Origin of the sequence: Dokdonia sp. (assembly GCF_039945015.1) — a bacterium.
GTDB lineage: Bacteria > Bacteroidota > Bacteroidia > Flavobacteriales > Flavobacteriaceae > Dokdonia.
In genome coordinates, this window is the sequence record NZ_JBDUXP010000011.1 from 1 (window position 1) to 3825 (window position 3825).

Consider the following 3825-nt stretch of genomic DNA (forward strand, 5'->3'; position numbering starts at 1 on the left):
CCCAAGTAGTGTGATTATCACAATCTACAGAAAGACGTATTGGATTAATACTACCAAAGGTTCCTGCGAGCGTTGGCGTTGTGTTAAAACTAGAAGCATCAACAATAGTGGCTGTGTTATCGTAAAGATCACCAGTAGAAAAAGATATTTGATAAAAATCTCCATCACTACCTTCTCTGAAAATGGCTCCTGGAACACTACCAATATTTGGTAAATTTATACCTCCAAAGTCCGTTCCATAACGAACTCCTTCAGGGCAACAAGCACCTCCATCGCTGACACCAACAGCATCGAAAATGACACCAAAAGATGATAAGTCATCTGCAACACCATCATCGTCTGTATCAATATCAGTAACATCAACTGTTCCATTAAACGAACTTGTTAATACTACAGTATGGGTCGGATCTTCTATGTTAGGCAATGTAGCGACTATTAATCCATTTGTGTTGAAATTTGTTGAAAAGCTAGTTGTACTTTTTACAATACCAGTAGTCCCTGAATCAGTATCGCCTTCAATAACTACAAAGGTTCCAACAAAAGCTTCACCTGGCTCACCTTTTATTTCAAGGGCTTGTAAAGAGCTAGCTATTTGAGGCTGATATTCGCTGATCAATATGGGTAAAGTTACAGTTGAATTTAAAGTGATCGTGGCCATACAGTCTGCTGTGTTACCATTATTATCAACAAACGTAATTGTTACTTCATGATCTCCAATATCGTCAATAGTAAAATCTAAAGAAGTCTCACCATCGATAAGAATTTCAGTTATTCCTACATTATCAGTAGAGCCGCCATCTAATTGGTCTCCAGTAACTGTGATACCAGTTAAGTCAATATTTAATGTAATATCTTGACAAACTGCAATTGGTGCTACATTATCTGGTCGTAATACAACATCATTACCATCACCACCAGTATAGCTGATTATACCTTCAAAATCTCCAAATATAACTTCACTACCCTCTGGTAGACCATTAAATGTACCTATTACAGGACCAATACTATTATTATTAATAATAATTAGTTCATCATCTGATCCAATAACGTAACCTCCAATAGGTGATAAATTGGCATCGTTTAAAGTAACAGTACCGTTTACGACTAGTTCATCAAATTCAGATCCTCCCGTTCCTTCAACTAATGGCGCAAAAGTTGCTCCACTATCCATTATTAAGTCATCAAAGCTATATTCTAAACCAGTGGTTCCTCCTCCTGGAGTAATTTTAGCGCCACCTGATATGGTTGTAAGGGCTCCTTGTAAATAAGGAACACCAGTAAGTGACGTTGTATTTAATGAAAAATTAGCACCATCTGAAAGATTAATATCTATATCTCCAGCGTCTATTGCCCCAGTAGCATTTAAGGTGCCAAAAGTAAAACCTCTATTTGTACCTGCAAAAGGAAAGCTTGTTGTTACACTATTAATATTTGTAATGGTTCCTGGCTGACCAATATAGGTCATTTGAGATAGAAAATCGTTTGTGTCTCCGTTAAAATTTATGGTACCTGCATTATGGTTAATGATAGCTGTACCTGTACCGTTATTCATATCGATATCTGCATTGAAGTTACTTACACCAGATCCACGCTTTGTGATATTAGTAAAGTCTGGCTCAAAATCAAATTGAGGTGCTGTAAGGTTAAACTCATCTACATCTATGATCTCTAAGAACATATTACTTGTATTTGTAAAAGACAATGATGCTAAGTCTACAGCATTGGCATCGAAAGGGTTTGAGGTTCCTAATGCTCCAATGTTATTATTATTATCTATAGTTGCTGTAGTATTTCCATTTCCTCTAAAGATTAGAAAAGGCGTTTCAATTATACCTCCTGTTTGAGAAATATTGTTTAGACTACAAACAAATAGATTAGCATTACTTCCTAAAATAGTAACATCGCCATTAAACGCTATATCACCTGGTGCTACAGTAAAAGTGTGCGGTAGCCCAACACCTTGGTCTGTAGCATTTATCTCTCCAAAAGTAGTATTTGCTCCTGCGGAGAAAATTAATTCACCGGATGTTAAATGTACTTCATCACCAAAAGTGTGTCTTCCTTGGCCGTTTTCTATATTAATACCATCTCCTGCTTGCAATTGTGTGACTCCAGATATCGTTAATGCCAATTCTTGATCAAGGATTCTATCTACACCATCTATTGTTAAATTATTTGCCGTGATTTCACCTAGGGTTAAGTCGAAACCAAATAGGGTTAAGCCGAAACCAACACCATTAATTGTTAAATCACCTTCAATGTTAATGCTGCCAGTTTGTACATAGCCTCTTAGACCGTTGAGAGTTATATCGTTATCAACTCCTGTTAGTGTTAAATCATTGGCAAAAGTGATGATATTGAATCCAGTATTACCTCCATTACCCGCATTAAACACTATACCATTAGTAATACTAGCCAATGGCACTGTAACTGTAGTTGGATCAACCAGTGTTGGTCCGCCACTAACAGATGGATCTATTAAGTCGCTGATAGTTAAAGTGGTGCCGTCACTAGAAAACGTTATTTGATCGCTAGATTCACTTTCAATATCGGTAATTGTTAATTTTCCGTTAATAAGTTCAATAGAGGTTTCAGGAAGATTCTCTACGGTTACATTAAATGAGCAGTTATACACTTCGTCACCATAACCTTCAGTTTCAAAACTATAAGTATATGTTCCAGCTGAAACCAAAGCTCCAGAGACAAAACCAGAAGTTTGAATTAAAGGAGCTACTGAGCAATCAGTTTGTACAGTAATCACTGGTTGATTATAATCTACAGCAACAGAACCTCCAGCAACTGCATAGAATGTCATATCTGGTGGGCATGTTAAAGTTAATGGAGGAGCTTCAACGGTAATTGTTGATTGACAAGTACCAATAAGATCTGTTTCTGGATCTCTAGCCTCAACAGTTATTTCGATTTCTCTTCCTATGTCACCACAATCAAAAAAAGGGTCAGGACTAAATGTGATTATATATTGTCCTTCGGCAGTGTACAATAGATCAGGATCATCAAGTATCCACTCCCCAAAACTATCTAAAGTAGCGGTAAGATTATCAACACAGTTGACAACAGGAAGTGTAAAATATTCATAGGCTAATTCAATGTTTTCTATTAAAAAATTTCCAGATGTTCCGCTAACTGAATCAATTATGATAACTTCCCATTCACCAGAAACTCCAGAAACATTGTTTACACTTGTCATAAAAGAAGCAAAAGTATCAGGATTATTGGAACCATCATCGTCAGGATAGAACTCACAGATATTATTAGATTCACAAATTACTTCATTAGAACTTAATCTAGGAAAAACAACAGTACCATTACCTCCCATAATTTCAGCACTATAAATAGCATTATCTGAAAAACTAATAGGATAATTATCATCTAAATTAGCTGGACTATATATGGTTTCACCATCTGAAAATGTTTCCGACGGCCTATTTACAAGTGTCATTTGAAGACCAGTTGGAGATTTTAAAAACATTTTTAAATCCCCAGCATTATTATGATTAATACTTAATGACAATTCTATTCCTGTTAAATTAGCATGACTAGGTATTTCACTAAAATCAACAGTAGCACTAACACCTCCCGAATTATTATCAGGAATATTTACTAAAGTATTAGTATTTCCTGTTACGGTTGCTTCAGTCTGTGCTGTTAATGAGAGGTTGAAATTACATAAGATAATGGTAAAGAGAAGAAGTGTCTTTTTGTTTTTAATGTAACGACCTTGAATACTATCTTTAGGATTGTTACTTAGTGTCTTACATACATTAGATAACGTATTTGAAAAAAAAGAGTCAGAAATAATATGGT

Annotated in this window: 1 protein-coding gene; it reads right to left on the reverse strand. The window is 35.6% G+C overall.

The features are described 5' to 3' along the window. Nucleotides 1–3825 (reverse strand): hypothetical protein (locus ABJD27_RS08850; protein ID WP_348202032.1); only part of this gene is annotated, 3825 nt, incomplete at both ends.